This is a genomic window from Micromonospora sp. AB353 (assembly GCF_049538395.1).
Classification (GTDB): domain Bacteria; phylum Actinomycetota; class Actinomycetes; order Mycobacteriales; family Micromonosporaceae; genus Micromonospora; species Micromonospora aurantiaca.
In genome coordinates this window covers 34,572-56,076 of sequence record NZ_JBMVFV010000007.1, presented here as the reverse complement: position 1 = coordinate 56,076, position 21,505 = coordinate 34,572, and the positions used below count along the sequence as shown (strand labels likewise).

Genomic DNA, 21,505 nt, shown 5'->3' with positions numbered 1-21,505 from the left:
GGCAGATGGCGATCGGGGTGCTCGGCGGGTGCGCGGTCGGGCTCGGGCTGTTCCTCGTCGTCCGCGAGGCGCTGCCGGCCACTCCGGCGCTCGGTCCGGCGCTGCGCCGGCTGCACCAGCCGCCCGGGCAGGCCCCGGCCGCCGGCGCCGGGCCGGACTGGCTCGGCGGGTTCGCCCGCTGGCTGCGCCCGCCGCACCGGCAACTCGCCCTGCTCGACCGCACCCCCGAGCAGTACGCGCTGTCGGTGCTGCTGTCCGCACTCATCGGTTTCGCCACCCCGGCGGTCGCCTCGGCGGTGCTCTTCGTCGGCGGGGTGGCACTGCCGGTGGCCGTACCGGTGGTGGCCAGCCTGGGCCTGGCGCTCGGTGCCGGACTGCTCGCGCACCGCGCGGTACTCGCCAAGGCCGACGCCGCCCGGGACGAGTTCCGGCAGGCGGTCTGCACCTACCTCGACCTGGTGGCGTTGCAGTTGTCCGCCGCGCACGGCCCGGTGCAGTCGCTGGAGCGCGCGGCGGCGGTCTGCGACGGCTGGGTCTTCGACCGGATCCGGGAGGCGCTGCGGCTCGCCCAGCTCCAGATGCACTCGCCCTGGGACGAGTTGCAGGAGCTGGCCGAGCGCATCGGCATCCCGGAGCTGGGCGACGTGGGCGCCATCATGCGCTCCTCCGGCAGCGAGGGTGCCCAGGTGCACGAGACGTTGCGGTCCCGTGCCGACTCGCTGCGCGACCAGATCCGCACCGACAACCTGGCCCGGGCCGAGGGGGTCACCAGCAAGTTGGACATCCCCGGCTCGCTGCTGGTGTTCGTCCTGCTCGGCTTCGCCGTCTATCCGTTCCTCGCCCGTCTGTGAACCCACCTTCGAGAAGGAGACGACCATGCACCTCTACGCCTACCTGTACGTGGCGGTGAGCACCCGCCTCGCCGAGCTGCGCCGGGACTCCGAGCGTGGCGACAGCCCGGTGCCGACCGCGGTGATCATCTTCGGCCTGGTCGCGGTGGCCATGGCGGTCACCGGGCTCGCCCTGGCCAAGGCGAACAACTGGATGAACGCCATCCCGAACAACACGGCGCCGCAGGCCCCGTGATGCAGCGCCCCGCCCGTACGGTCCGGAGCCGGCCGGCGTCCGCCGGCCGGCCCGCCGGTCCGCCCGGTCCGGGGCGGATCGCCGCCGCTCTGCGCGCCCGCCTGGCCGAGGGCGAGCGGGGTGCCAACCCGGTCGAGCTCGCAGTGGTGATGCCGGTGATCCTGGTGATGCTGTTCGGCTCGATCCAGGTCGCCGTCTGGTTCGTGGCCCGGTCCACGGCGCTCAACGCCGCGCAGACCGCTGTGAACGCACAGCGCACGATCGACGCCGGGCCGGACGCCGGCCGGGAGCGGGCGATCAGCTTCCTGCAACAGTCCGGGGACTGGCTGGTCGGCTGGGAGGAGACCGGCCCGACCTGCGTCGAGAGCGCCACCGGCGTCACCTGCACGGTGCAGGGACATTCCCTGTCGGTCATCCCGGGCGTCTCGTTCGAGGTCACGCAGACCGCGCACGGCCCGGCCGAACGCTGGACCACCGGATGAGCGCCGGGCCGCGGCGGGACCGGGGTTCCGTCTCGATCGAGGTGGCGGTGCTCGCGCCCGCCTTCATCGGGCTGATGGTGCTGGCCGGGGTCGCCGGGCGGACCGCTGTCGCGGACGAGGCGGTGGAGTCGGCCGCGCACGACGCCGCCCGGGCCGCCTCGCTCGCCCGTAACGCCGACGACGGTGCGGAGGCCGCCGAGACGGCCGCCCAGGACCAGCTCGGCTGGGCGGGACTGAACTGCACCGGCCCACCCCAGATCGATCTCGCGGGCTCGGTGGCCGGGACGACGACTAGTTTCGCCGCCGCGTACGCAAGCGCCGCAGGCGTGCCGGCGACCGTGACGGTCACTGTGACCTGCACCGTCTCCTTCGACGACCTGAGCGCGCCCGGCCTGCCCGGCGTGCCTGGCGGCAAGACCGTCTCGGCGAGGTTCACCTCGCCGCTGGACACGTACCGGAGTCGCGGATGACCGGGCGGCGCGAGGCGGAGAGCGGCCGGGTGAGCCTGTTCCTGGCCGTGGCGATGACGGGCGTACTGGCGATCATCGGTCTCGCCTACGACGGCGCGGGTCAGCTGCGCACACTCCAGCGCGCGGACAACCTGGCCGCCGAGGCGGCCCGCGCCGGCGGCCAGATGATCGACCGGGCGCGGGCCATCGAGGGCGGCCCGAAGCAGATCGACCAGGTCGCCGCCCGCGCCGCGGTCGCCGCCTACCTGAACGCCGCGGGCGGCGTCCAGGACCACGAGGTCGAGTTCCCTGTGGTCGGCACCGAGACCCAGATCCGGGTGAGCGTGCAGATCACCTACAGCCGGAACCTGCTGAGTCTGTTCGGCGTGCAAGAGACCGCCACCGTCACCGGTGAGGCGACCGCTCGGGCGCTCACCGGACCACCGTAGGAAGGGAAGGCCGCCATGGGCGCACCCCGACGCTCCCCCGTCCGCCGCGCCGGCCAGGTTCTCACCGGCCTCGGCGCTCTCGTCGTGCTCGTCGGCGTGCTGGCCGGCGGGCCGGTCGCGCTGCTGGCGTTCGCCGGCAACCCGCTGCCGGATCACCTGCCCACGCTCGCCGAGGTCGGTACGGCGTTGACCAGCCGCGACGACGGTCAACTGTTCCTGCGGGCGCTGGCGGTGGTGGGCTGGTTCGGCTGGGCCACGTTCGCGTTCTCCGTCGTGGTGGAGCTGCTCGCGGCGGCGGTACGCCGGCCGGCGCCGAAACTGCCCGGCATGCACCGTCAGCAGAAGGCGGCAGCCGCGCTCGTCGGTTCGGTCGCGCTGATCCTGGTCGCGAGCCCGGCCGCGGCGAGTGCCGCCGCGCTGACCGCCCCGCAACCGGCGGTCGCCGCTTCTGCCGTCACCGCGCCGAGCCGGGTCGCGCCGCCGGCCCCGGTCGCGTCGAAGGCGGACGACCCGGCCGTGTACCGGGTGGCGAAGGGCGACTACCTGGGCGAGGTGGCGGATCGCTACCTGGACGACTTCGACAGGTACAAGGAGCTGGCCCGGCTGAACCGGCTCGCCGACCCGGACCGGATCCGCCCGGGTCAGCTCATCACGCTGCCGGACGGCGCGACGGATGCGGGCGCCCGGCGGCACGCCGCCGGACGGATCGTGGTCACCAAGCCGGCCGAGACGGCACCGGTGAAGCCGGGTGGCGGCGGCGCCTCGTCGACCACCCCGAAGGCGAAGCCCAAGCCCACGCCGCGCGACGCGACGCCCACCGTGGAGGCGCCCGTCGGTCAGCCGCCGGCCATGTCGGCGGGCGCGTCCCGGGCCACCGCCGAGGAGGGCATCAACCGTCCGCTCGCCATCTCGGCGGTGCTGGCCGTGGCGAGCATCGTCGGCGCGCAGATCGGCGCGCTGCTCGGGTTGCGTAAGCGGCCGGTGCCGGCCCGGGCGCTGTCCAGCGGGCGGCACCGGCGGGACTGACTCAGGGCAGCCGGGCCTCGACCCGGCCGGACACCACACGGGTGGGCAGCACGACCTGGTCGTTGGCGGCCGGGCCGTGCACCACCTCGCCGCCGTCGAGCCGGAACGCGCTGCCGTGCCAGGGGCAGACCACACAGGCGTGGCCGTCGACCTGCTCGATCGTGCCCTCGCCGAGCGGGCCGCTCTGGTGCGGGCAGCGCTCCAGCATGACTGTGACGTCGTCGCCGTCCCGGTAGAGGATCACCGAGACGTCGTCGATCTTCTTGGTGACCAGTTCGTGCCGGGGCAGGCTGCTCAGGTCGCCGACCCGGTGCCAGCCGTCGCTGATCAGGTGCAGCTCGGAGACGCTCTGGCTGGCCTGGGCACCCTGCTTGTACGCGAGGTGCCCACCCAGGTACGCCCCACCGCTCGCGGCGGACAGCCCCAGGTAGGACAGCGTCCGGCCGAGGCCGTGCCGCCCGTTGAGCCGGGCCGCCAGGGAGCCGGCGAACAACGCCAGGCCGACCGTGTTGGCGGCGGCGTGCACCAGCCCGACCCGGCGCTGGTCCCGGGAGAGCGTGGCCCAGTCGTTGAGCCCGGCGACCGCCGCGGGCAGCGCGCTGACCGTACCGAGACCCACCAGGGCGGTGGCGGCGCGGCGCTGGCCGGGCAGCAGGTCCACCACGGCGGCGGAGATCCAGGCGCCGACCGGCACCTGCACCATCGCGGGGTGCAGCGGATGGCCGAGCCACACGCCGTGCAGCGCGTCGCGTACCCGCTGCGAGCGCAGCGTGCCCTGGACGGCGCGCTGCAACCGGTCACCCACCCGGTCGAGACCGGTGGCCTGTTCGAGCTTCGTCAGTAGTTCGCGCACCTGTTCCGACTTCCCGGCAGGAGAACCCCCAAACCGGACGCCCCGGAATTCCCTCGCGAGGAACCACCGCTGGATATACTCGGGCGGCCGACTGTATATAGGGAGCTGCGATGACCAAGATCCTGGTGGACGTCGACGACGAGGCGCTGGCGGATGCCGCCGAGGCGTACGGCACGAAGACCAAGAAGGACACGGTGAACGTCGCGCTCCGCGAGGGCGCGGCAAGACTGCGCCGCGCCCGCGCGCTGGCGGAACTGGCCGAGCGCGGGCAGACCGGTGACTTCGACGAACTGCTCGACAAGGGCGCCTACCGCTCGTGAAGCTGGCCGACTACCTGATCGACACCAGTGCCCTGGTCCGGCTCCTGCGTGATCCCGACGTGCTGGCGCGGTGGGACCAGCAGGTGACAGCGGGCCTGCTCGCCGTGTGCCCCCTGGTCGAGCTGGAGTTCCTCTACACCGCCCGGTCCGTCGCCGACCGGACGCGCCTGGCGGAGCAGCTCCGGGCCGCCTTCGGCTGGGTGGTGATGCCGGACCGGATCTACGAGCGCGCCGCCGAGATCCAGGGCGAGCTGACCGCGCGGGGCACGCACCGCTCGGCGGGCGCCGTCGACCTGCTCATCGCCGCCACCGCCGAATACCACGGTCTCTCGCTGCTGCACTACGACCGGGACTTCGACCAGGTCGGCGCCGTCACCGGCCAGCCGATGCGCTGGCTGACCCGGCCCGGCACGATCAAATAGACCGTAGCCACGACGGCGCCGTCGCGGGCATGCTGAGCCCATGGGGGTACGCGTCGAGCACGCCGGTGCCGTGACCACTGTGATCCTGGACCGGCCCGAGGCACGTAACGCCGTGGACGGGCCGACCGCACGAGCGCTGGCCGACGCGTTCCGCGCGTTCGACGCCGACCCGGACGCGGCGGTGGCGGTGCTCTGGGGCGCCGGTGGCACGTTCTGCTCCGGCGCCGACCTCAAGGCCGTCGGCACGCCGCGCGGCAACCGCGTCGAGCCCGACGGCGACGGGCCGATGGGGCCCACCCGGTTGCGGCTGTCCAAGCCGGTGATCGCCGCGATCTCCGGGTACGCGGTGGCCGGCGGCCTGGAACTGGCGCTCTGGTGCGACCTGCGGGTCGCCGAGTCGGACGCCACGCTCGGCGTGTTCTGCCGCCGGTGGGGCGTACCGCTGATCGACGGCGGGACGGTCCGGCTGCCCCGGCTGATCGGGGAGAGCCGCGCGATGGACCTGATCCTCACCGGCCGCGCGGTGGGCGCCGACGAGGCGTACGCGATGGGTCTGGTCAACCGGCTGGTCGCGCCGGGTGCGGCCCGCACGGCGGCCGAGGAGCTGGGCGCCGCTGTCGCCCGGTCTCCGCAGACGTGCCTGCGCAACGACCGGGCGGCGGTGCTGGACGGCGCGGGGCGGCCCGAGCCGGAGGCGATGGCGACCGAGCTGGCCTACGGCCTGGAGTCGCTGGCGGTGGACGGGGTACGCGGCGCCGGCCGGTTCGCCGACGGGGCCGGCCGGCACGGTGCGCCGGCCGGCTGAGGCGTCACTTCAGCGCGCGCAGCGCGTCCTCGATGGCCCTGTGGAACGTCGGGTACGCGTAGATCATGTGCCGGAGCTGGCTGATCGGCACCGCCGCGTGCACCGCCACGACGAGCGCGGAGAGCACCTCGCCGCCGGCCGGTCCGGCCGAGGTGGCGCCGACGAGGACGCCCTGGTCGGCGTCGGCGATCAGCTTGATGAACCCGGCGTTGCCGGTCTTGTGGATCCAGCCCCGGGCCGACGAGGTGAGGTCGGCGTACCCGACCTGGACGTTGACGCCCCGCTCGCGGGCCTGCTGCTCGGTGAGGCCGACCGCGCCGACCTCGGGGTCGGTGAACGTGACCCGGGGCAGCGCCCGGTAGTCGGCGACCGGGACGCTGCCCGGCGCCGCTGTCGACCCGCCCGCGCTCATCGCGCCGCCGACCGCGCTGACCACCCCGGCCGCGCCGCCGACCACACTCGCGGTGCCGCTGGCATCAGGGCCGCCCTTGGTACGCCGCATGTGGTCGAGCACATCGGCCACCACGATGCCGGCCTGGTACATGGCGATGTGGGTGAACGCGCCCTCGCCGGTGAGGTCGCCGACCGCCCAGATCCCGTCGGTGACGTGCATCCGGTCGTTGACCGGCAGGTAGCGCTGCCCGGCGTCCACCCCTACCGTGTCCAGGCCCAGCTCCTCCAGGTGCGCCTTGCGGCCGGTCACCACGAGCAGCTTCTCGCCGGTGAACTCCGCGCCGTCGGCGTACACGGTGAACGCGCCGCCGTCGTGGCCGACCCGGCCGGCCTTGACCCCGGTGTGGATCTCCACGCCGTCGGCGCGCAGCGCGTCGGCGGCGAGCGCCGACGCCTCCGGCTCCTCGACGGCGAGCACCCGGTCGGCCGCCTCGATGACAGTCACCCGTACGCCGAACCGGGCGAAGACCTGGGCGAGTTCCAGCCCGATCGCGCCACCGCCGAGCACCAGCAGTGACGCGGGTAGTTCCTCGACCTCGATGGCCTGGTGGTTCGTCCAGTACGGCGTGTCGGCCAGCCCGTCGATCGGCGGGACCGAGGGCCGGGTGCCGGTGCCGAGGACCACCCCGTAGCGCGCCTGGAACACCTGGTCGCCGACGCGCACCCGGTTCGGGCCGTCGAGCCGCCCGCTGCCCCTGACGAACCGGCCGCCCTTGCCGGTGAAGCGGTCCACCGCCACCTTGTCGTCCCAGGTGTCGGTGGCCTCGGCGCGGATCCGCTTCGCCACCGGCGCCCAGTCGGGCCGCACCTGGGCGGACCCGGCCAGCTCGTTGACCCGGTGCGCCTCGGCCAGCGCGTTCGCCGCCCGGATCATCATCTTGCTCGGCACGCATCCCCAGTAGGGGCACTCGCCGCCGACCAGGTCCCGTTCGATGCCGACCACGGTGAGGCCGGCCTCGGCGAGCCGCCCGGCCACCTCCTCGCCGCCGACGCCGAGCCCGACCACCACTACGTCCACCAGTTCCGGCTCCGCCATTCCGCAAGCATTCCGTACCTTCGGGACACCGGCCACCGCACCGGGCCCGAATTCCCGCGCTCGTCACGAACGCGACCGCCTACCGTGGCCGCATGCACACGCGCTTCACCCCGGTCCGGGACTGCTTCCACGATCTGTTCGCCACCGGCCGGGAGACCGGCGCGTCGCTGGCGGTGTGGCACGACGGCGTACCGGTGATCGAGCTGGTGGGCGGCACCACCGCTGCGGTACCGCCCGGCGCTGTCGTACCGGCTTCCGAGGCGGACCGGCCGTGGCGACCGGACACGCTCGTCGACGTCTACTCGACCGGCAAGCCGGTGGTCGCGCTCTGCCTGCTGCTGCTCGTCGACCGGGGCCGGGTCGATCTGGACGCGCCGGTCTCGGCGTGCTGGCCGGGGTTCCGCAGCCCGGCCACCGTCCGGCAGGTGCTCACCCACACCGCCGGGCTGCCCGCCTTCCCGGTGCCCCGGCCCGCCGCCGCCGTCGCCGACTGGGACCTGCTCTGCGCCGACCTGGCCGCGGCCGAGCCCGAGTGGACGCCGGGCACCGTCGCGGCCGAGCACGCCTGGACGTACGGGCACCTGGTGGGCGAACTGGTCCGCCGGGTGGACGGACGCTCGGTGGGCCGGTTCCTGGCCGAGGAGATCGCCGGACCGTGGCGCCTGGACCTGGCCTTCGGGCTGGGTGAGGCCGACCGGCGGCGGTGCGCCGATCTGTCGTACGCGGATCCGGCCTGGCCGGACACGATGCGCGGCGAGCCGGGCTCGTTGCGGGCGCGGGCGCTGGACAACCCGCCGGGCGGGCGCGACGTCGCGATGGTGAACAGCGACCTGTGGCGGGCCGCCGAGATCCCGGCGGTGAACCTGCACGCCACCGCCGCCGGGCTCGCCCGGCTGTACGCGGGCCTGCTCGCCGGCGGCACCCTGGACGGGGTACGCCTGTTCAGCCCGGAACTGGTCACCGAGGCGACGCGGGTGCAGTACAGCGGACCGGATCTGCTGCTGGACCGGCCGGTGGACTGGACACTCGGCATGCAGTGGGAGCCGGACGGCAGCTGGGGCATGGGCGGGATCGGCGGCAGCAGCGCCTGGGCCGACCCGGAACGCGGCTACACGTTCGCGTACGCGACCGCCCGGCTGGCCGACCACGACCGCGTGGAGGAGCTGGTCGAGGCGTTGCACTCCTGTCTCTAACCGGTCGTCACGCTCGGTAACGCCAGGACGTCGTCACGCAGCGCATTCGGCCGGCCGGGCAGCCCTGTCTTCCCTTTTCCGACTTTGCTCTGCAGCCATCGGCGCAGCACCGCGCTGAGCAGGCATTTCGTCGCAGGTCCGAAAGCCGCGCGAAGCCATATTGGTCACGTTCCGCAACCGGTGCGGATATGGCTGCAGAGCAAAGGGGACGGAGGTGAAGGGTGCCAGCCAGGCACGCGATCACCGACGGTCACCGAGGAAGCCGGCCCGTGAGTCGTGAGTCGCGGAGGTCCGCGCCGGCGGCGGCCGTGACCGTGCGCGGGCGACACACGCGGCGCTGACGCCCGCGGGCGACGTCAGCGGAGCCAGACCGGGTCGGTGCCCGGCACCTCCAGCGGCGGCGGGTAGTCGAGCGTGCGGCGCACCTCGTCGGGCAGCCGCCACGGCTGGTGCACCGCCTTGCCCGCCACCGACGCCAGCTCGGGCACCCAGCGCCGCACGTACGCGCCGTCGGGGTCGTAGCGCTCGGCCTGCCGTACCGGGTTGAAGCCCCGGTACGGCCGGGTGTCGTTGCCGGTGCCGGCCACCCACTGCCAGTTGCCCGAGTTGTTGACCCGGTCGCCGTCGAGCAGCCACCGGAAGAAGATTTCCAGGCCGGGCCGCCAGTCCAGCCCGAGGTGCTTGGTCAGGTACCCGGCGGTGATCAGCCGAGCCCGGTTGTGCATCCAGCCCTCGGCACGCAACTGGCGCATGCCCGCGTCCACGATCGGCATGCCGGTACGCCCCTCGGCCCAGGCGTCGAACGCGTGCGCGTCGTCGCGCCAGTCCTCTCGCGCACCGCGCCGGTACGCGACCGTGGACAGGTCCGGGAAACCGGCCACCACCTGGTGGTAGAAGTCGCGCCAGCAGAGCTGCCTGACGAACGGGCCGTCCCGCTCGCCGGCGCGGTTCGCCACGGCCAGCGGCGACAAACATCCGAAGCGCAGGTACGGGCTGAGCCGCGAGGTCTCGTCGCCGGCCATGTCGTCGTGGATGTCGTCGTACCGATCGAGGGTGGGCAGCCAGGCGGTGAGCCGGCGCCTGGCGACGGCCTCGCCGCCGACGGTGGCGTCCGGGCTGTCGCCCTTCGGAGGGTCCGGCAGCCGCCCGGGGTCGACGCCGTCGGGCAGCCGGACCCGCTTCGGCGCGGCCAGCTCGTCCCGCCACCGCACGCCCTGCCAGGCCCGGAAGTAGGGACTGAAGACGCGGTAGTGGTCCCCGCCGCCGGGGCGTAGCGCGCCCGGCTCGACGATGGTCAGGCCGGGGAACAGGCGCAGGAACATCCGGTGCCGCTCGCACTCGGCGCGCAGCCGGCGCTCCCGGCGGTGGGCGTAGCGGGTCACGTCGGCGGAGAGCCCGATGCCCTCGGCGCCCACCTTCCGGGCCAGCTTCACCGTCTCGGCCACCGGGTCGCCACGCCTGATCACCAGGTCACCGCCGCGCTTGCGCAGCGTCTCGCGCAGGTCGGCCAGGCTCTGGTGCAGGAAGCGGGTGCGGTTCGGCGAGAGCTTCTGCAACGCCGGGTCGAGCACGTAGAGCGGCACCACCCGGTCGAACGCGGAGCAGGCGGCGGCGAGCGCCGGGTGGTCGTGCACCCGCAGGTCACGGGTGAACAGCACCACCGCCGTACGGTCGGTCATCCGGCCAGGGCCGGTTCCAGCGCCGGGCCGGGCACCCGCACCGGCGTGCCGGGCGGCGTGAGCAGCGCCCGCGCGGCCACCGCCATCCGTCGCCGCTGCGGTACCAGGGCACGCCGCACGAAGACGTCGTAGTCCTGGGCGGCCACCTCGTCGAGGATGCCGCCGTAGAGCGCGTACGCGGTGCGCATGCACGCCTGCGAGGCCGGCTCCAGCAGCGGGATGCCCGGTGCGGCGGCGACGTAGTGGGCCTGGGCGCGGGTCACCTCGTACTCGATCAGCTCGCGGATGCGCGGCGTGGTACGGCCGGCGGCCTTGGCGGCGAGCAGGTCGTCGCGGGTGAGGTCGAACTTGGCCATGTCCTCGTCGGGCAGGTACGTCCGGCCCCGGTCGAGGTCCTCGGAGACGTCCCGGATGAAGTTGGTGAGCTGGAACGCGAAGCCGAGCTGGCGGGCCGGCTCGCGGGCGGCGGCCGGGTCGGAGCTGCCGAGGATCGGCAGCATCATGGTGCCGATGACAGCGGCCGAGCCCTCCATGTAGTCGAGCAGGTCGTCGTAGGTCGGGTACGACATGACCGTCAGGTCCATCGCCATGCTGCGCAGGAACGACGCGAAGTCGTCGCGGTCCAGGTCGAACACGGCGATGGTGTGCAGCACCGCGGGGAGCAGCGGGTCGTCGACCGACGCACCGTGCAGCCCGGCGACGAATCGATCCGACCACTCGCGCAGCCGGGCGGCCCGCTCGGCCGGCGGCAGGTCCTCGGTGCGGTCGACGATCTCGTCCGCGTAGCGGGTGAAGCCGTACAAGGCGTGCACATGCCGCCGTTTCCAGGCGGGAAGCAGCCGGGTGGCGAGATAGTAGGTACGGCCGTGACGCCGGTGCAGCTCGCGGCAACGGTCATAGGCAGCGGTCAGATCCGTGTCCATCGGCCCTCCTCAGTTTCGACGCAGCAATCGACGCAACTCGTAACCCTAGGGTACGCTCCCCCACATGGCCAACGACGCAGTTGCGGGTAATGCGCTCCGCGTCGCGCCGGCTCAGGCCGGAGCGACGGACGATCCGGTCCGCGGCGTACTGGCCGCGTTCACGAAAGACCTGATCAAAGGGGTCGACGAGACGCTGGCGGCGTTCCTGGCCGCGGAAGTCGAATCGCTCACCGAGATCGACGCAGCGATGGGTGGTTTCGCCGCGACGGCACGTGACTGCGTGCTGGCCGGCGGCAAACGGGTCCGCCCCACGTTCGCGTACTGGGGATGGCGGGGTGTGGTCGGCGGCGAGGAACCACTGAGCTCGGTGCTCCCCGCGCTGTCCGCGCTCGAACTCCTGCACACGTTCGCGCTGGTCCACGACGACGTGATGGACGCCTCCGACACCCGGCGCGGGCTACCCACCGCGCACCGGGCCGCCGCCGCCCGGCACCGGGCCGCCGGACACACGGGCGACCCCGACCGGTACGGCGAAGCCGTCGCCGTCCTCATCGGCGACCTGTGCATGGTGTGGGCCGACCGGCTCATGGCACACGCGGCGGTCCCGGCGGACCGGCTGCTCGACGTACGCCGCTGCTACGACCAGATGCGGGTCGAGACGGTCGCCGGGCAGTTCCTCGACGTGCTCGGCGAGAACGACTCGGCGAGCTGGACCGTCGACCGGGCGCTGCGGGTGGCCCGGTACAAGACCGCCAGCTACACCGTCCAGCGTCCGCTGCTGTTCGGCGCCTGCCTGGCCGGCACCGACGCGGACGACCCGCTCATCGCCGCGTACACCCGGTACGGGCTGGCCGTCGGCGAGGCGTTCCAGCTCCGCGACGACCTGCTGGGCGTCTACGGCGACCCGGAGACCACCGGCAAGCCGGCCGGCGACGACCTGCGTACCGGCAAGCCGACAGCGCTGCTGATGCTGGCCCGGCAGCTCGCCGACCCGGCGCAGCGTCGCGCGTTGGAGCGGGCCGGCTCGGTCACCGCGGCACACGAGGTGGACCGGCTGGCCGACGTGGTCCGGGACACCGGCGCCACCGCCCGGGTGGAGCGGATGATCTCCGACCGGGTGACCGAGGCGCTCGCCGCGCTCGGCACCGCACCGATCGACGAGACCGCGCGCACCGCGCTGACCGGCCTCGCCACCGCCGCCACGGCGCGGCGGGCATGATGAGCAACTTCGTGAGCAAGGGGGCCGGAATGCGTACCGTCAAGGGACGGACCGACCGGGTGGTAGTGGTCGGCGCCGGGCTGGGTGGGCTGGCCTGCGCGCTGCACCTGGCCGGCAGCGGCCGGCAGGTGACAGTGCTGGAACGCGAGCCGGTGCCGGGCGGGCGCGCCGGGCGGCTCAGCGTCGACGGGTACGAGTTCGACACCGGCCCGACCGTCCTCACCATGCCCGACCTGATCGCCGAGGCGCTCGGCGCGGTGGGTGAGGAGCTGACCGACTGGCTCGACCTGACCCCGCTCGACCCGGCGTACCGCGCCTACTACCCGGACGGGTCGACGCTCGACGTCATCACCGACACCACCCGGATGGCCGCCGAGATCGCCCGCGTCTGCGGCCCCCGGGAGGCGGACGGCTACCTGCGTTTCGTCGACTACGCCCGCAACCTGTGGCAGTGGGAACGGGCCGACTTCATCGAGCGCAACCTCGACGCGCCGACCGACCTGCTCACCGGCAACCTGCTGAAGCTGTTCGCCAGCGGCGCCTTCCGGCGGCTCCAGACGAAGATCAACCAGTTCTTCCGCGACCCGCGTACCCAGCGGATCTTCTCCTTCCAGGCCATGTACGCGGGCCTGTCGCCGCACGACGCGCTGGCGATCTACGCGGTCATCGCGTACCTCGACTCGGTGGCCGGTGTGTGCTTCCCGCGCGGCGGCATCCACGCGGTCTCCCGCGGGATGGCCGGCGCGGCCGAGAAGCACGGCGTGCAGATCCGGTACGGCACCACCGTGACCCGGGTGGAGACCGCCAACGGCCGCGCCACCGGCGTCGTCACCGCGGACGGCGACTTCATCCCCGCCGACACGGTGGTGCTCAACCCGGACCTGCCGGTCGCCTACCAGGATCTCCTGCCGCCCAGCCGGCAGCGCAAGCTGACCTACTCGCCGTCGTGCGTGGTGCTGCACATCGGTTCGACGCAGGGCTATGGCAAGATCGCCCACCACAACATCCACTTCGGGCGCTCCTGGAAGGGGACGTTCGACGAGGTGATCCGGCGAGGCGAGCTGATGACCGACCCGTCGCTGCTGGTGACGAACCCGAGCCGCACCGACCCGTCGGTGGCGCCGGCCGGCAGGCACACCTACTACGTGCTGGCCCCGGTGCCGAACCTGGAACGGGCGCCGTTCGACTGGACCGGCGACCTCACCCAGCGATACGCCGACCAGCTCGTGAGCACGCTGGAGGAACGCGGCTACGTCGGCTTCGGCGACGGCATCGAGGTGATGCGGGCGGTCACCCCGGCCGACTGGGCGGCGCAGGGCATGGCCGCCGGCACCCCGTTCGCCGCCTCGCACAGCCTCCTCCAGACCGGCCCGTTCCGCCCCTCCAACCTGCACCGGACGCTGGAGAACGTGGTGTTCGTCGGCTCCGGCACGCAGCCCGGTGTCGGCGTACCGATGGTGCTGATCAGCGGCAAGATCGCCGCGGCCCGGGTCACCGGGGCGATGTCGTGAGCGAGCGGGAGACCCATCTGGTCGAGCTGGTCGACGACGACGGCCGGGTGCTCGGCGAGACCACCGTGGCGGCCGCCCACCAGCCACCCGGGCGGCTGCACCGCGCCTTCTCGGTGCTCCTCGTCGACCCCGACGGGCGGGTGCTGTTGCAGCAGCGGGCGGCGGTCAAGACGCGGTTCCCGCTGCGCTGGGCGAACTCCTGCTGCGGGCACCCGCTGCCCGGCCAGTCGCTGGCCGAGGCCGCCAACCGGCGGCTCGCCGAGGAACTCGGCGTCGATCCGGTCGACCTGACCGAGGTGGGCGTCTACCTCTACTACGCCGAGGACCCGGCGACCGGACGGGTCGAGTTCGAGTACGACCACGTGCTGCGCGCCGACGTACCCGCCGACCTGGTCACGCGGCCCGATCCGGACGAGGTGGCCGACCTGCGCTGGGTCGACCCCGGCGCGGTGGTCGGCGACCTGGACGCCCACCCCCGTGAGTACGCCCCGTGGCTCGGCGGCGTGGTCAACCGGCTGCTGCACCCCACCGACGCGTCCCGGCCGGGCGTACCGGCCACCGAGGCACCGGAGCGGTCGGGTGGCCGATGAGGCGCTGAGCGCGGGGGCCGTCGCACGCCGACTGGGTGTGGCGGTCACCACGCTGCGTACCTGGCACCAGCGCTACGGTCTCGGCCCCAGCGAGCACGTGCCGGGTCACCACCGGCGGTACACGCCCGCCGACCTCGCCCGCCTGGAGATCATGCGCCGGCTGACCACCGAGGGGGTAGCGCCCGCCGAGGCCGCCCGCTGGGCCCGGCAGGCGCCGGCCGTGCCGCCCCCGGAGCGGCTCGGCCCCAAGGCGAGGGCCTCGACGGTACGCGATGGCGGCGGCACCACCATCCCGGTCGGCCGGGCCGGGCCGGCCGCGCGCGGGCTGGCTCGTGCCGCCATGCGGCTGGACTCGGTGACCATCGGCCGCACCATCGCCGACGCGCTGGCCGCCGACGGGGTGGTGGCGACCTGGGAGGGGCTGCTGCGGCCGGTGCTCGCCGGCATCGGGGAGCGGCACGCCGCCACCTCCGCGCTGATCGAGGTGGAACACCTCATGTCCCGGTGCGTCTCCGAGGCGTTCGCCACAGTGGCGCGGGCGCATCCGACCGTCGGGCCGCCCCGGATCCTGCTCTCCTGCGCCGACGAGGAACAGCACTCGCTGCCGCTGGAGGCGCTCGCCGCCGCGCTGGCCGAGGTCGGTGTGAGTTATCGCATGCTCGGTGCCCGCGTACCGGTGCCGGCCCTGGTCGAGGCCGTCAACCGGACCGGTCCGGCGGCGGTGGTGCTCTGGTCGCACATCCGGGCGACGGCTGACCCGTGCCAGCTCACCGCGCTGCTGGCGGTGCCGCGCCGGCCGCTGCTGGTGCTCGCCGCCGGGCCCGGCTGGCGGGCCGACTCGCTGCCGGCCGGGGTGGTCCGGCCGGTGGACCTGGCCGAGGCGTTGTCGCTGGCCGTGGCGGTGCGGGACTCGCTGGACCAGTCGACGACGAGCTGAGCCCCTCTCCCGTTCCGGGTCGGCGTCCACTACGGTCGGAAAGTCCGTCTGACCCCGACCCCTCCGGGAGCGACGAATGCGTCCACGCGTCCTGTCGGCGCTCGCCCTGGGCCTGGTGCTCCTCGTCACCGGCTGCGGCGAGGCCGGCAAGTCACCCGAGAAGGCCGCCGCACCGCCGTCGGCCTCGGCGTCGCCGTCCCCGACGCCGGTGACGAAGCCCTCACCGACACACACCACCCCCGCGAAGCCCAAGCTGCGCCCGGTGCCGAAGAAGCTGCCGGCCGGGCTGCACCGGGCCAGCGGGAGCAGCGGCGTGGCGCTCACCTTCGACGACGGGCCGGATCCCCGGTACACCCCGCAGATCCTGGCCCAGCTCCGGGCGGCCCGCGTGAAGGCCACCTTCTGCGTCGTCGGCAAGCAGGCCAAGCGCTACCCGGAACTGGTGGCCCGGATCGTCCGGGAGGGTCACCAGCTCTGCAATCACAGCTGGCACCACGACGTGAACCTGGGCCGGCGCTCCGCCGCCGAGATCCGATCCGACCTGGAACGGACGAACGAGGCGATCCACGCCGCCGCGCCCAAGGCGCCGATCACCTGGTTCCGGCAGCCCGGTGGCCGCTGGACGGCCGAGGAGGTCACGATCGCCAAGCAGATGGGCCTGCGCCCGCTGCACTGGAGCGTGGACCCGCAGGACTGGGATCACCCGCCGGCGAAGACGATCATCAAGCGGGTGACGGGCGCCACCCGGCACGGTTCGGTCGTGCTGATGCACGACGCGGGCGGCGACCGGGCCCAGACGATGGCCGCGTGCCGGCACCTGATCCCGGACCTCAAGCGGCGGTACGGCATCGCCCTACCCCGCTGACCTGCGGTTTCACCCGGCACCACGGCCATCCCCATACCGGTTTTGTCGTCCGCGCAGGCATGACATATGCTTCTCCTGCCTCCGGCGGGGCCGGATGGGAGCAAGTCCGCTTGAAGTTGCGAGTGTGCAATGATGGCGGGGCCGCCCTCATCGTCTAGCGGCCCAGGACGCCGCCCTTTCAAGGCGGTAGCACGGGTTCGAATCCCGTTGGGGGCACGGTCCGGCTCGCGCCGGATGCAACACCAGCCAGGTCCTGTGGAGCAGTTGGAGTGCTCGCCGCCCTGTCAAGGCGGAGGTCGCGGGTTCAAGTCCCGTCAGGACCGCAAGCGCTGACGCCGCGCAGCTCGATGCGCGGCGTTCTGCGTATCGGCCCGTGCGGTAGCATGTGCCGAGCACCACGGCCAGGTAGCTCAGTTGGTACGAGCGTCCGACTGAAAATCGGAAGGTCGGCGGTTCGACCCCGCCCCTGGCCACATAGCCTTTCGCCGGGCTACAGGAACGCCGACCAGCGGGAACGCAGGTCGGCGTTCTGCTTTTCAGCCCAGATGGGCCGCCTCCGCCCGCAGATGCTCGAGGAAGTGCGTGACGGCCGGCGACAGTGTCCTGCCCCGCACGGTCGCCGCGAATATCTGCCGTACCGACTCGTCGTCCGGATGCAGGCGTAGCAGTGCGATGTCCGGCGGGGTTCCGCGTACCGCCAGGGCCGGAACCAGAGCCACCCCCAACCCGGCGGCGACGCATCCCAGCTTGCCGGTCCACTCGGCCGCGACGATGTCGACGCGCGGCGAGAAACCACTGGGCAGGCTTGCCCGGAGCAGGCTGTTCTCCGCGGTGGCCGAGCCCACGACGAACGCGTCCTCGGCGAGGTCCGCCAGGCGCACCGAGCGGCGGTGCGCGAGCCGGTGGTCACGTGCGACCGCGACCAGGAGCCGCTCGTCGAGCAGATGTCGCAGGTCGAATCGTTCGCGGTCCAGTTCGCCCGTGGGCGAGGTGCTGACCACTGCCACATCCGCCTCCTCCGCGAGCAGGCGCTCCAGCAGTTGCGGCGTCACCCCCTCGACCAGCGACAGCGAGATCTCGGGGTGGTCCGAGCGGAACGACGCCATCGCCCGGGGTACGAGAGCCGCGACAGCGGTCGGGAAGGCGCCCACACGCAGCCGCCCTCGGCCGAGCCCGCGCAGGTCGTCGAGGTCACGCCGGGCCGCGGCGAGCCGGTCGAGGACCGCCTCGGCGTGCGGGAGCAGCTCTCGTCCCTCCTCGGTGAGGGCGACGCCGCGGGGCAGCCGGTCGAAGAGCCGAGCGCCGATGTCGGCCTCCAGCGCGGCGATCTGCCGGGAGACAGCCGACTGGGTGAAGCTGAGGGCGCGGGCGGCGGTCGTGATCGAGCCGTGCCGCGCGACGGTGCGGAACACCTCCAGCAGCTGAGTCTCCACCTCAGGCATGTTAGTCACGCATGGCAGGCATGCGAGACATTCGTTTGTCGCATTGCCCCCACCGGCCTAGCGTTACCGCGTGAAGATCATCGCGGTGCTCGGGACCGGACGCATGGGTACGCCGATCGCGCGCCGCCTCCTGGCCGGCGGCAACCGGGTCAGAGTGTGGAACCGCAGCCCGGAGCGTTCGGAGCCGCTCGCCGTGGCTGGCGCGACGGTGGCCGCGAGCCCGTCCGCCGCGGTCGACGGAGCCGACGTCGTCGTCGTCATGCTCGCCGACGCCGGCGCGGTCGAGACGGTGCTGTTCGGGCCGGACGGCGCCGCCACCGCGCTCCGGCCCGGGACGGTCGTGGTGCAGATGTCGACGATCGGACCGGACGACGTCCGAGCAGTGACCGGCCGGCTACCCGCGGGCGTCTCCCTCCTCGACGCCCCCGTCGGCGGCAGCGTCGACGCCGCCCGGGCCGGCACGCTGGCGATCCTCGCCGGCGGTCCCGCCGATGTCGTGGAGAGGGCGGCTCCGGTGCTGGAACAGCTCGGTTCGGTCCGTCACTGCGGTCCGATCGGCGCAGCCGCCGCCGTCAAGCTCGTCGCGAACACGGGCCTGGTGACGGCGGTCGCCGCGCTGCACGACGCGTTGGCTGTCGCCGCGGCGCTCGGTGTCGACAGGCAGACCGCCCTCGACGTGCTCAGCCGTGGGGCCCTCGTCGGCGCGGTCGGACGGGCCACCGCGCCGGGTGCCTCGTTCGCAGTCGCGTTGGCGGCGAAGGATGCGCGGCTGGCGCTGCGCCGTCCGGTGCCGGCCCCCGTGCTGGAGGCCGCCCTCGACCTGATGCAGGCCGCGCCGGACCAGGACGCGGATCTCTCCTCCCTCGTCTCAGCCGACTTCCTGAAGGGATGCTGATGCGCCTCACCCTGGACAACCCCGCATCCGTCGCGGCCCCGTTCGGCGACCGCTTCGCGCACGTCGCCCGGATCGATGTCGGCGGCGGGGCGCTGCTGATGCTCGCCGGACAGGTCGCCGTCGACGACGACGGCGAGGTGGTGGCCCCCGGAGACCCCGGCACCCAGGCCGAACGGATCTTCGAGATCGTGGGCGGCGTGCTCGCGGCGCACGGCGCGAGCTTCGACGACGTGCTGCACATCCGCACATTCATGACTGACCTGGCCGATCTGCCGGCGTACGCGGCCGTCCGGCGCCGGCTATTCCCGGGCACACCGCCGCCGGCGAGCACGACTGTCGAGGTCAGCAAGCTCTTCCTGCCCGGTGCCGTGCTCGAGGTCGAGGTCACGGCAGTGGTCCGGTCCCGCTAGGGCTCGACACTCGCGGCACCGAACTCGTGTGGCCTCATGCCGGACGGTTGCGCTACTCCCGGTTCTTCCCCGCACCGGCGGCTGAACCGGCGGGAGGGATCCCCGGCGGTGGGGATCCCTCCCGCATTCGGGTCAGACCGCGGCGGGCTGCTGCTCGGCGGAGTCCGAGGCGCAGCAGGCGCTCTCGGTCACCTTCTCCAACTGCGGTGAGTCGGCCTTGACCGTGTAGACCTCCCACGGCTCGTCGCCGGGGCCGCGCACCCAGACCTTGTCCTGGAGCGCGTAGCAGCACTCGGTGTCGTTCTCCTCCAGCGTGATCAGGCCGGACTCGGTAAGCCGGTTGGTCGCGGCGTTCACCTCGTCGGTGGTGGCCACCTCGACCCCGAGGTGGTCCATCACCGTCGGCAGGCCGGGCTCACCTTCGAGGAGTACGAGCTTCAGCGGCGGGTTCTCCACCGCGAAGTTGGCGTAGCCGGGGCGGCGCTTGGCCGGCTCGACGCCGAACAGCTTGCTGTAGAAGGCCACGGAGCCTTCGAGGTCGGAGACGCGCAGGGCGAGCTGAACGCGGGACATGACTGACTCCCTGTCTCGATGTTTATCGAAGCAGCCTCCACCCTGCCTTCTATTTAGAAGGCTGTCAACCTAGAGAGGCATCTAACCAAGCGCGCCGATACTCGGAGCCGTCGACCCCTTGCGCCAGTAGGTTTGCAATGCAAACCTATTTGAGTCACAGCAGATCGGCCTGCCGGGAGGAACCATGCCGTCCGAGTCACCCCGCGACGACAGTGCCCAGGAACTGCTCGCCTCGATGACCACACTCCGTCGGCAGGCCCGGGCGGCTCGTCAGGCGTACTGGCTTCCGCTCCTGCTCTTCGGGGTGCTCATCGCGGCGGCCGCGCCGCTGTACGTCGAGTCGGCGGAACCAGCCCCGCTGCGCGCCGGGACCGACGGCCCTGCCCTGAGCGGTCTCGGCGGCGGCTTCCTGGAGAAGTCGACCGCGCTCGGCTGGTACTGGCTGGCCGCGCTCGTCGGCGGCTACCTGGCCGGCCTGACGTGGTACCGCTGGCACGGCCGGCGAGCCGGCGTCCAGACCCCGACCCGGGCGTACGTCATCGCCGGCCTCGCGGGCACTCTCGTCGGCCTCGCCCTTCCGGTCGTCCTGGAGTTCCTGCTGTTCAACACCAGCGGGCCGGTGTGGGGCGGCACCAGTCGGCTGACCGGTCCGCTGCTCGGCCTCGCCAACCGGGGCATGCTGCCGCACCTCGTGATCGCCGTCGGCCTGGCGGTCCTCGCCCGCCTGGAACGCAGCCGGAGCCTGTGGGTCGTGGTCGGTCTCTACACCGGCGTGCTGGTAGCCGTGAACGCCTGGTTCCAGCTCTCCGACCTGCAACCGGGTGATCTGACCCGGTTCAGCTTCATGCTGGCGGCCGTGCTCCCGGCACCGGTCCTGCTGATCGGCGGGGGTGTGGCGCTCGCCGCCGCCAAGAAGCAGCACAATCGGTAGTCGTGAGCACCGTGGACGACCCTCGCGCGAGCGGGCCATTCCCGACGAACGGCCTCGACGACACGGTCCACCAGCGGCACCGGCTCGGCATCCTGACCATCGCCGCTGAAGGCGAGCGGGTGGAGGTGGCCTATCTCCGCCAGGCCCTCGAACTCACCGCGGGCAACCTGTCCCGGCACCTCACCGTGCTGGAGGAGGCACGCCTGATCGAGGTGGAGAAGGGCTACCACGGCCGTCGTCCGCGGACGTGGATCCGGATCACCCGGGAGGGCCGTCAGGCCCTGCACTCCGAGATCACCGCCCTCCAGGAGCTGCTCCGCCGCCACCGGCAGGCCGCGCCGGACGACTCCCCACCCCCGTAACGCCCTCTCCCTGCTCGACCGCCCCTCCCTCGCCCGGTGATCAAGGGGTTTGGGTCATCCAGGGCCAATGATCCGGACACAAACTCCTTGATCACCGGCATGGGGTGGGCGGGCGGCGGGCCCGCCCCGGCGCCCTGCCCCGATCCGGCGGCACGCTCGGACCTCCCGCCCGGAACCGGGCGGCGGCTCGGTCCGCCCGGTACTACTTCGCCGAGGACTACCACCAGCAGTACCTGGTGCCGACGACGAATCCGGACGGCTTGGTGGTGGCGGCTGCGTTCGCGCCGGGGGCCGGGGCGGTTCGGGGGCCTCGACCGGGCCGGACACGGCCGGCCCCGTCCGATCGGCCACCGCCGGGGCGGCCCGGTCGACCACCGCCGGCCCGGTGCGCTCGACCACCTCGCCGGCCGCGGCCACCGTACGCCCGGTCTGGTCGACCACCGGCGCGGCGAGCCGGTGCACGTCGTCCAGGGTGACGCCGGCCGAGCGCGCCAGCGCGTCGATCAGCTGCGGGTTGCGGTCGATGGTGGTCAGCGCCCGGTCCAGGATCTGCGCAGAGCGCCTGTCCCACCACTCAGCGCTGTCGGGAACCGG

General features: G+C 73.2%; 25 protein-coding genes and 3 tRNA genes. 22 read left to right on the top strand and 6 right to left on the bottom strand.

Annotation, left to right across the window (positions count from 1 at the left end):
* Positions 1-5: 5 nt before the first annotated feature.
* From ACPCK6_RS05800 to ACPCK6_RS05775, 6 genes are read left to right on the top strand one after another with little or no spacing between them, the layout of a single operon-like run.
* The gene (locus ACPCK6_RS05800) at positions 6-851 is read left to right on the top strand and encodes a type II secretion system F family protein (RefSeq protein ID WP_396883850.1); all 846 of its coding nucleotides are present in this window, start codon (positions 6-8) and stop codon (positions 849-851) included.
* Positions 852-876: 25 nt separating this feature from the next.
* Positions 877-1,086, top strand: a complete 210-nt coding sequence (locus ACPCK6_RS05795; protein WP_013283462.1) for a hypothetical protein — start codon at positions 877-879, stop codon at positions 1,084-1,086.
* Positions 1,086-1,568: a TadE/TadG family type IV pilus assembly protein gene (locus tag ACPCK6_RS05790; protein WP_396883823.1), complete on the top strand. Its 483-nt coding sequence runs from the start codon at positions 1,086-1,088 to the stop codon at positions 1,566-1,568. Before ACPCK6_RS05795 ends, ACPCK6_RS05790 begins: the two co-directional genes overlap by 1 nt.
* Positions 1,565-2,038: a TadE/TadG family type IV pilus assembly protein gene (locus ACPCK6_RS05785; RefSeq protein WP_396883822.1), complete on the top strand. Its 474-nt coding sequence runs from the start codon at positions 1,565-1,567 to the stop codon at positions 2,036-2,038. Before ACPCK6_RS05790 ends, ACPCK6_RS05785 begins: the two co-directional genes overlap by 4 nt.
* Positions 2,035-2,466: a pilus assembly protein TadG-related protein gene (locus tag ACPCK6_RS05780; protein WP_423480515.1), complete on the top strand. Its 432-nt coding sequence runs from the start codon at positions 2,035-2,037 to the stop codon at positions 2,464-2,466. The genes ACPCK6_RS05785 and ACPCK6_RS05780 overlap by 4 nt, the downstream gene beginning before the upstream one ends.
* Before the next feature lie 15 nt (positions 2,467-2,481).
* The gene (locus tag ACPCK6_RS05775; RefSeq protein WP_396883821.1) at positions 2,482-3,492 is read left to right on the top strand and encodes a LysM peptidoglycan-binding domain-containing protein; all 1,011 of its coding nucleotides are present in this window, start codon (positions 2,482-2,484) and stop codon (positions 3,490-3,492) included.
* Between the two features lies 1 nt (position 3,493).
* Here the strand turns inward: ACPCK6_RS05775 and ACPCK6_RS05770 are convergent, their stop codons facing one another.
* Positions 3,494-4,345, bottom strand: a complete 852-nt coding sequence (locus tag ACPCK6_RS05770) for a Rieske (2Fe-2S) protein (RefSeq protein ID WP_135242775.1) — start codon at positions 4,343-4,345, stop codon at positions 3,494-3,496.
* Between the two features lie 110 nt (positions 4,346-4,455).
* Here ACPCK6_RS05770 and ACPCK6_RS05765 point away from each other — a divergent pair, with 110 nt between their 5' ends.
* Genes ACPCK6_RS05765 through ACPCK6_RS05755 form a run of 3 tightly spaced genes read left to right on the top strand, consistent with a single transcriptional unit; the run spans position 4,456 to position 5,892 of the window.
* Positions 4,456-4,665: a type II toxin-antitoxin system VapB family antitoxin gene (locus ACPCK6_RS05765; protein ID WP_194802171.1), complete on the top strand. Its 210-nt coding sequence runs from the start codon at positions 4,456-4,458 to the stop codon at positions 4,663-4,665.
* Entirely contained in the window at positions 4,662-5,087 is a 426-nt protein-coding gene (locus tag ACPCK6_RS05760; RefSeq protein ID WP_194802172.1) for a PIN domain nuclease, read from the top strand. Before ACPCK6_RS05765 ends, ACPCK6_RS05760 begins: the two co-directional genes overlap by 4 nt.
* 40 nt (positions 5,088-5,127) lie before the next feature.
* On the top strand, positions 5,128-5,892 hold the full coding sequence (locus tag ACPCK6_RS05755) for a crotonase/enoyl-CoA hydratase family protein (RefSeq protein ID WP_396883820.1): 765 nt from the start codon (positions 5,128-5,130) through the stop codon (positions 5,890-5,892).
* Positions 5,893-5,896: 4 nt separating this feature from the next.
* Here ACPCK6_RS05755 and ACPCK6_RS05750 read toward each other — a convergent pair whose 3' ends face one another.
* Complete coding sequence (locus ACPCK6_RS05750) at positions 5,897-7,381, bottom strand: dihydrolipoyl dehydrogenase family protein (RefSeq protein ID WP_423480514.1); 1,485 nt, start codon at positions 7,379-7,381, stop codon at positions 5,897-5,899.
* Positions 7,382-7,473: 92 nt separating this feature from the next.
* Here ACPCK6_RS05750 and ACPCK6_RS05745 point away from each other — a divergent pair, with 92 nt between their 5' ends.
* Positions 7,474-8,574: a serine hydrolase domain-containing protein gene (locus ACPCK6_RS05745; protein ID WP_423480513.1), complete on the top strand. Its 1,101-nt coding sequence runs from the start codon at positions 7,474-7,476 to the stop codon at positions 8,572-8,574.
* A gap of 356 nt (positions 8,575-8,930) precedes the next feature.
* Here ACPCK6_RS05745 and ACPCK6_RS05740 read toward each other — a convergent pair whose 3' ends face one another.
* Both ACPCK6_RS05740 and ACPCK6_RS05735 read right to left on the bottom strand, forming a co-directional pair.
* Positions 8,931-10,253, bottom strand: a complete 1,323-nt coding sequence (locus tag ACPCK6_RS05740; RefSeq protein ID WP_396883817.1) for a cryptochrome/photolyase family protein — start codon at positions 10,251-10,253, stop codon at positions 8,931-8,933.
* Positions 10,250-11,176 (bottom strand): phytoene/squalene synthase family protein, encoded by a 927-nt coding sequence (locus ACPCK6_RS05735; protein WP_262015965.1) that lies wholly within the window; start codon positions 11,174-11,176, stop codon positions 10,250-10,252. Before ACPCK6_RS05735 ends, ACPCK6_RS05740 begins: the two co-directional genes overlap by 4 nt.
* Before the next feature lie 64 nt (positions 11,177-11,240).
* On the opposite strand from ACPCK6_RS05735, the gene ACPCK6_RS05730 reads away from it, so the two are divergent.
* The 8 genes from ACPCK6_RS05730 (at position 11,241) to ACPCK6_RS05695 (ending at position 16,771) form a co-directional block, all read left to right on the top strand.
* Complete coding sequence (locus ACPCK6_RS05730; protein ID WP_194802178.1) at positions 11,241-12,395, top strand: polyprenyl synthetase family protein; 1,155 nt, start codon at positions 11,241-11,243, stop codon at positions 12,393-12,395.
* Positions 12,396-12,424: 29 nt separating this feature from the next.
* Complete coding sequence (gene crtI, locus ACPCK6_RS05725) at positions 12,425-13,906, top strand: phytoene desaturase family protein (protein ID WP_423480562.1); 1,482 nt, start codon at positions 12,425-12,427, stop codon at positions 13,904-13,906.
* Positions 13,903-14,496: an isopentenyl-diphosphate Delta-isomerase gene (gene idi / locus ACPCK6_RS05720; protein ID WP_396883816.1), complete on the top strand. Its 594-nt coding sequence runs from the start codon at positions 13,903-13,905 to the stop codon at positions 14,494-14,496. Before crtI ends, idi begins: the two co-directional genes overlap by 4 nt.
* The gene (locus tag ACPCK6_RS05715; RefSeq protein ID WP_423480512.1) at positions 14,486-15,433 is read left to right on the top strand and encodes a MerR family transcriptional regulator; all 948 of its coding nucleotides are present in this window, start codon (positions 14,486-14,488) and stop codon (positions 15,431-15,433) included. Before idi ends, ACPCK6_RS05715 begins: the two co-directional genes overlap by 11 nt.
* Before the next feature lie 76 nt (positions 15,434-15,509).
* Positions 15,510-16,298, top strand: coding sequence for a polysaccharide deacetylase family protein (locus ACPCK6_RS05710; RefSeq protein WP_423480511.1), 789 nt, complete (start codon positions 15,510-15,512; stop codon positions 16,296-16,298).
* A gap of 143 nt (positions 16,299-16,441) precedes the next feature.
* Positions 16,442-16,514, top strand: a tRNA-Glu gene (locus tag ACPCK6_RS05705).
* A gap of 33 nt (positions 16,515-16,547) precedes the next feature.
* Positions 16,548-16,621, top strand: a tRNA-Asp gene (locus tag ACPCK6_RS05700).
* 76 nt (positions 16,622-16,697) lie between these two features.
* Positions 16,698-16,771, top strand: a tRNA-Phe gene (locus ACPCK6_RS05695).
* A gap of 63 nt (positions 16,772-16,834) precedes the next feature.
* Here the strand turns inward: ACPCK6_RS05695 and ACPCK6_RS05690 are convergent.
* A complete protein-coding gene (locus tag ACPCK6_RS05690) occupies positions 16,835-17,731 on the bottom strand; it encodes a LysR family transcriptional regulator (RefSeq protein ID WP_423480510.1) in 897 nt (298 codons plus the stop codon).
* Between the two features lie 79 nt (positions 17,732-17,810).
* On the opposite strand from ACPCK6_RS05690, the gene ACPCK6_RS05685 reads away from it, so the two are divergent.
* Together ACPCK6_RS05685 and ACPCK6_RS05680 are read left to right on the top strand one after the other, a co-directional pair.
* Positions 17,811-18,635, top strand: coding sequence for an NAD(P)-dependent oxidoreductase (locus tag ACPCK6_RS05685; RefSeq protein ID WP_423480509.1), 825 nt, complete (start codon positions 17,811-17,813; stop codon positions 18,633-18,635).
* Positions 18,635-19,045 (top strand): RidA family protein, encoded by a 411-nt coding sequence (locus ACPCK6_RS05680; RefSeq protein ID WP_262015972.1) that lies wholly within the window; start codon positions 18,635-18,637, stop codon positions 19,043-19,045. The genes ACPCK6_RS05685 and ACPCK6_RS05680 overlap by 1 nt, the downstream gene beginning before the upstream one ends.
* A gap of 132 nt (positions 19,046-19,177) precedes the next feature.
* Here ACPCK6_RS05680 and ACPCK6_RS05675 read toward each other — a convergent pair whose 3' ends face one another.
* Positions 19,178-19,618 carry an ArsI/CadI family heavy metal resistance metalloenzyme gene (locus ACPCK6_RS05675; protein WP_423480508.1) on the bottom strand — a complete coding sequence of 147 codons (441 nt, stop codon included), beginning with the start codon at positions 19,616-19,618 and terminating at the stop codon, positions 19,178-19,180.
* Positions 19,619-19,802: 184 nt separating this feature from the next.
* Here ACPCK6_RS05675 and ACPCK6_RS05670 point away from each other — a divergent pair, with 184 nt between their 5' ends.
* Both ACPCK6_RS05670 and ACPCK6_RS05665 read left to right on the top strand, forming a co-directional pair.
* On the top strand, positions 19,803-20,549 hold the full coding sequence (locus ACPCK6_RS05670; RefSeq protein WP_423480507.1) for a hypothetical protein: 747 nt from the start codon (positions 19,803-19,805) through the stop codon (positions 20,547-20,549).
* Between the two features lie 2 nt (positions 20,550-20,551).
* Positions 20,552-20,911 (top strand): winged helix-turn-helix domain-containing protein, encoded by a 360-nt coding sequence (locus ACPCK6_RS05665; protein ID WP_396883808.1) that lies wholly within the window; start codon positions 20,552-20,554, stop codon positions 20,909-20,911.
* Positions 20,912-21,505 lie beyond the last annotated feature (594 nt).

What these genes read in the sequence shown, in the direction of transcription:
- ACPCK6_RS05785 (WP_396883822.1), top strand. Translation starts at nt 1,565, where the DNA reads ATGAGCGCCGGGCCGCGGCGGGACCGGGGTTCCGTCTCGATCGAGGTG.
- ACPCK6_RS05775 (WP_396883821.1), top strand. Translation starts at nt 2,482, where the DNA reads ATGGGCGCACCCCGACGCTCCCCCGTCCGCCGCGCCGGCCAGGTTCTC.
- crtI (WP_423480562.1), top strand. Translation starts at nt 12,425, where the DNA reads ATGCGTACCGTCAAGGGACGGACCGACCGGGTGGTAGTGGTCGGCGCC.
- ACPCK6_RS05750 (WP_423480514.1), bottom strand. Translation starts at nt 7,381, where the DNA reads ATGGCGGAGCCGGAACTGGTGGACGTAGTGGTGGTCGGGCTCGGCGTC.
- ACPCK6_RS05680 (WP_262015972.1), top strand. Translation starts at nt 18,635, where the DNA reads ATGCGCCTCACCCTGGACAACCCCGCATCCGTCGCGGCCCCGTTCGGC.
- ACPCK6_RS05795 (WP_013283462.1), top strand. Translation starts at nt 877, where the DNA reads ATGCACCTCTACGCCTACCTGTACGTGGCGGTGAGCACCCGCCTCGCC.
- ACPCK6_RS05765 (WP_194802171.1), top strand. Translation starts at nt 4,456, where the DNA reads ATGACCAAGATCCTGGTGGACGTCGACGACGAGGCGCTGGCGGATGCC.
- ACPCK6_RS05735 (WP_262015965.1), bottom strand. Translation starts at nt 11,176, where the DNA reads ATGGACACGGATCTGACCGCTGCCTATGACCGTTGCCGCGAGCTGCAC.
- ACPCK6_RS05800 (WP_396883850.1), top strand. Translation starts at nt 6, where the DNA reads ATGGCGATCGGGGTGCTCGGCGGGTGCGCGGTCGGGCTCGGGCTGTTC.
- ACPCK6_RS05780 (WP_423480515.1), top strand. Translation starts at nt 2,035, where the DNA reads ATGACCGGGCGGCGCGAGGCGGAGAGCGGCCGGGTGAGCCTGTTCCTG.
- ACPCK6_RS05740 (WP_396883817.1), bottom strand. Translation starts at nt 10,253, where the DNA reads ATGACCGACCGTACGGCGGTGGTGCTGTTCACCCGTGACCTGCGGGTG.
- ACPCK6_RS05670 (WP_423480507.1), top strand. Translation starts at nt 19,803, where the DNA reads ATGCCGTCCGAGTCACCCCGCGACGACAGTGCCCAGGAACTGCTCGCC.
- ACPCK6_RS05730 (WP_194802178.1), top strand. Translation starts at nt 11,241, where the DNA reads ATGGCCAACGACGCAGTTGCGGGTAATGCGCTCCGCGTCGCGCCGGCT.
- ACPCK6_RS05755 (WP_396883820.1), top strand. Translation starts at nt 5,128, where the DNA reads ATGGGGGTACGCGTCGAGCACGCCGGTGCCGTGACCACTGTGATCCTG.
- ACPCK6_RS05745 (WP_423480513.1), top strand. Translation starts at nt 7,474, where the DNA reads ATGCACACGCGCTTCACCCCGGTCCGGGACTGCTTCCACGATCTGTTC.
- ACPCK6_RS05675 (WP_423480508.1), bottom strand. Translation starts at nt 19,618, where the DNA reads ATGTCCCGCGTTCAGCTCGCCCTGCGCGTCTCCGACCTCGAAGGCTCC.
- ACPCK6_RS05790 (WP_396883823.1), top strand. Translation starts at nt 1,086, where the DNA reads ATGCAGCGCCCCGCCCGTACGGTCCGGAGCCGGCCGGCGTCCGCCGGC.
- ACPCK6_RS05710 (WP_423480511.1), top strand. Translation starts at nt 15,510, where the DNA reads ATGCGTCCACGCGTCCTGTCGGCGCTCGCCCTGGGCCTGGTGCTCCTC.